This is a genomic window from Actinoallomurus acaciae, from assembly GCF_042429965.1.
Classification (GTDB): Bacteria; Actinomycetota; Actinomycetes; order Streptosporangiales; family Streptosporangiaceae; genus Actinoallomurus; species Actinoallomurus acaciae.
This window is the reverse complement of sequence record NZ_JBHLZP010000749.1, coordinates 1-3,087: the sequence shown is the minus strand read 5'-3', so window position 1 is coordinate 3,087 and position 3,087 is coordinate 1. Positions and strand designations below refer to the sequence as shown.

Below are 3,087 nucleotides of genomic sequence, written 5' to 3'. Positions count from 1 at the left end.
TCAGGGACACGCCGCGCAGCGCCTGCACCGCCGTGCCGCCCTCGCCGTACACCTTGGTCACCTCGCGCACGTCCAAAACCGGCGCCGTCACGGGCGTCCTCCGCCGCCGATGCCGCCACCGGGCCCGCCGCCGAGGCCACCGCCCCCGCCGCCGGGGAACCCGCCGGAGGAGCCGCTGTCGCCGCTGCCGGTGGTCGTGGTGATGACGACCACGTCGCCTTCGCTCAGCCCCGACTTGATCTCCGTGCCCTGGTCGCCGGAGACGCCGATCTGGACCTGCTCGGCGACCTGCCTCCCGCCCTGCTGGACGGTCACGGTGCTCTGTCCGCCGGCCGTCCGGACCGCCGCCGCCGGCACGTACAGCACGTTCTTCGCGGAGGCCGTGGTGACCTGCACGGTGGCGGTCTGGCCGAGCCGCAGGGAGGACGGCGGGTCGGTGAGCTCGACGGTGGCCCCGTACTGGACCACGTTGTTGCTCGTGGTCGGCGACATGTCGATCTGGGTGACCTCGCCGGTGGCCGTGACGCCCGTGAGCGCGTCGAAGGAGACCGTCGCGGACTGACCGGTCTTCAGCTTGGTCGCGTCCGACTCGGTGAACTCCCCGGTGACCTCCAGCCGGGAGGGGTCGGCCAGCTCGATGAACCCGGAGGAGCTCGAGCCGTCGCTGCTGGAGGAACCGGACGAGCTCGACGTCCCGGTGGAGCCCTGCCCGGAGGAGCCGGAAGAGGAGGAACCGGACGAGGTGGAGCCGGAGCCCCCGGAGGAACCGCCGACGGTGCCGTTGACCGCGACGATCGTCCCGCGGAACGGGGCGACGATCCTGGTGCCCGCGAGCGCCCGTACGGCCTGCTCGTAGGAGTTCTTCGCCGAGACGTACTGGGAGTAGCCCGAGGCGCTGGAGGTGTCGCCGGACTCCGCGGCGGCCAGGCTCGCCTTGGCCGACGTGACGTTCTCCTCGGCCGCGGTCCGGTCGATCTGGGCCAGCACCCTGCCCTTCTTGACCTTGTCACCGGCCGCCACGTTGATCTTGGTGACGGTGCCGGACGTGCCGAAGGTGAGCGATCGCGTACGGGAGCTGGCGACCGAGCCGGAGGCGGACACCGATGACACGACGTTGCCGCGCGTGACCTGCGCGGTGCGGGTGGAGGACGCACCGGCCGCGTCGTCCCCACCGTTGAGCGAGAGATATCCGACGCCGATCCCGACGGCCAGCAGTACGGCGAGCGCACCGTTGAGCAGGAGAACGCGGCGTCTCAGCAGACGTTTCACCCGGCCTAATCTGGAGACGTTCAATGGGACCAGGCTGATGTGACCATGAAAATAATATGAGTGGCGTTTCAAAGGCATTTCTCATGTGCCGCTCAGGTCATTTTCATCCGGGTGCCGACGGCGTCGTGACGGGGCGAGACGCGCCGCTCGGCCGAGGCCCGGGGAGTGTGGACCGTCGCGTCGGCGAGGGCGAGCGTTCCGCTGCCCGCGATCACCATGGCCGCGATTCCGGTCAGCACCCGACGACGGAGTTTCATCGCACTCTCCTCATTTCCCCGTTGGTGGTTCGACGGGAAAACCGTATTCCGGCTGCGAGAACGCCGCATGAGAGCGAGACCGTTATTCGGCTGAGACCTTGTTCAAGGATGGATGAAAGGGAAATGAGGCCGCATCCGCAGATCCCCGGCCCGGAAAGGTCAGCGAACGGTGCGTGGATGGTCAGCGCCGCCTGTGAGCGTCTGGGCCATCGGACCCGCGGCGCCCAGAAGGGGCCCGCGTGACGCAAGGAGTATGAGATGGCTGTGCTGACCGGGAAGACGGCGCTGGTCACGGGGGCTTCGCGAGGGATCGGCCGGGCGATCGCCCAGCGGCTGGCCGCCGACGGGGCGCTGGTGGCCGTGCATTACGGCAGCGATGAGGGCGCGGCGCTGAAGTGCGTGGCCGAGATCGAGGAAGCCGGGGGACGCGCGTTCGCCGTCGGCGCGGAGTTCGGGGTGGACGGCGACGTCGACACGTTGTTCGCCGGGCTGGAGGCGAACCTCGGCGAGCGCGCCGGGCAGGTGCGGCTGGACATCCTGGTGAACAACGCGGCGATCGGCGGGCGGCACGGGGCGATCGACACCACGACCCGGGCCGAGTTCGACCGCGTGTTCGCGGTGAACGTGCGTGCCCCGTTCTTCCTCATCCAACGGGCCCTGCCGGTGATGGGGGAGGGCGGCCGCATCGTCAACATCTCCTCCGGCGACACCCGGATCGCCCTGGCCGGCGAACTGGCGTACTCCATGACCAAAGGCGCGATCAACATCTTGAGCCGCACCCTGGCCAACGCGGTCGGAGTGCGCGGCATCACCGTGAACACCGTCGCGCCCGGGATCACCGACACCGGCAAGATCGGCTGGCTGCTCGACGACCCGCGGATGCTGGCGGCGACCGAGGCGGCGGCGGCGCTCGACCGGGTGGGACAGCCCGGCGACATCGCCGATGTCGTCGCCTTCCTCGTGTCCGACGACGCGCGCTGGGTGACCGGCCACCTCCTGGACGCCACCGGCGGCATGTTCCTCGGTCCCCGCGTCTGAGGAGGGCCGGCGCTAGCCCTGGAGGATGGCGACCAGGTGGTCGGAGAGGTCGTGCAGCAGCGTGTCCGGCACGATCTCGTGACCGGCCGCGACGGAGAAGACCTCCGGCAGGCCCGGCAGCGGATAGTCGGCGACGTCGCCCACCACGCGGTCGCCCAGGGGCAGCCGGCCCAGTGAGGTACGGGTGCGGGCCCAGGCGTCGGAGACCTCATCCGGGTTGGGCACGCCGAAGCCGTGGCCGACCGGCGCCGCGTGCCGAAGGCGTACGAGAGCGCCGTCGGCGAACTCCTGCGCCACGCGGCAGCGTTCGGACAGCGAGGTCATCGCGTCCGCCTCCAGGCGCGTGACGACGTCGCAGGGCGTACGGCACGACACCGCGCAGGTGCACAGCGCCGAGGCGACCGTGCTGTGCTGGCGGTCGAGGTAGTTGCGCCAGCCCGGTCCCGGCTCGCGCGCCACCCGCAGGGCGCGCTCGGCGGCCGACTGCTGCGGCCGGGTCAGCGCGCAGTCGCGCGGCCGGGTG

Annotated in this window: 3 protein-coding genes and 1 pseudogene; 1 reads left to right on the top strand and 3 read right to left on the bottom strand. The window is 70.9% G+C overall.

Annotation, left to right across the window (positions count from 1 at the left end; genetic code table 11):
- Positions 1-87 precede the first annotated feature (87 nt).
- Complete coding sequence (locus tag ACFFNX_RS46295) at positions 88-1,269, bottom strand: efflux RND transporter periplasmic adaptor subunit (RefSeq protein WP_378212716.1); 1,182 nt, start codon at positions 1,267-1,269, stop codon at positions 88-90.
- A 92-nt stretch (positions 1,270-1,361) separates the two neighbouring features.
- Positions 1,362-1,526 (bottom strand): hypothetical protein, encoded by a 165-nt coding sequence (locus ACFFNX_RS46290; protein WP_378212715.1) that lies wholly within the window; start codon positions 1,524-1,526, stop codon positions 1,362-1,364.
- Positions 1,527-1,784: 258 nt separating this feature from the next.
- On the opposite strand from ACFFNX_RS46290, the gene ACFFNX_RS46285 reads away from it, so the two are divergent.
- Entirely contained in the window at positions 1,785-2,564 is a 780-nt protein-coding gene (locus tag ACFFNX_RS46285) for an SDR family NAD(P)-dependent oxidoreductase (RefSeq protein ID WP_378212714.1), read from the top strand.
- A 12-nt stretch (positions 2,565-2,576) separates the two neighbouring features.
- On the opposite strand, the pseudogene ACFFNX_RS46280 reads toward ACFFNX_RS46285, so the two are convergent.
- A pseudogene (locus tag ACFFNX_RS46280) lies at positions 2,577-3,087 on the bottom strand (hypothetical protein); the annotation flags it as partial.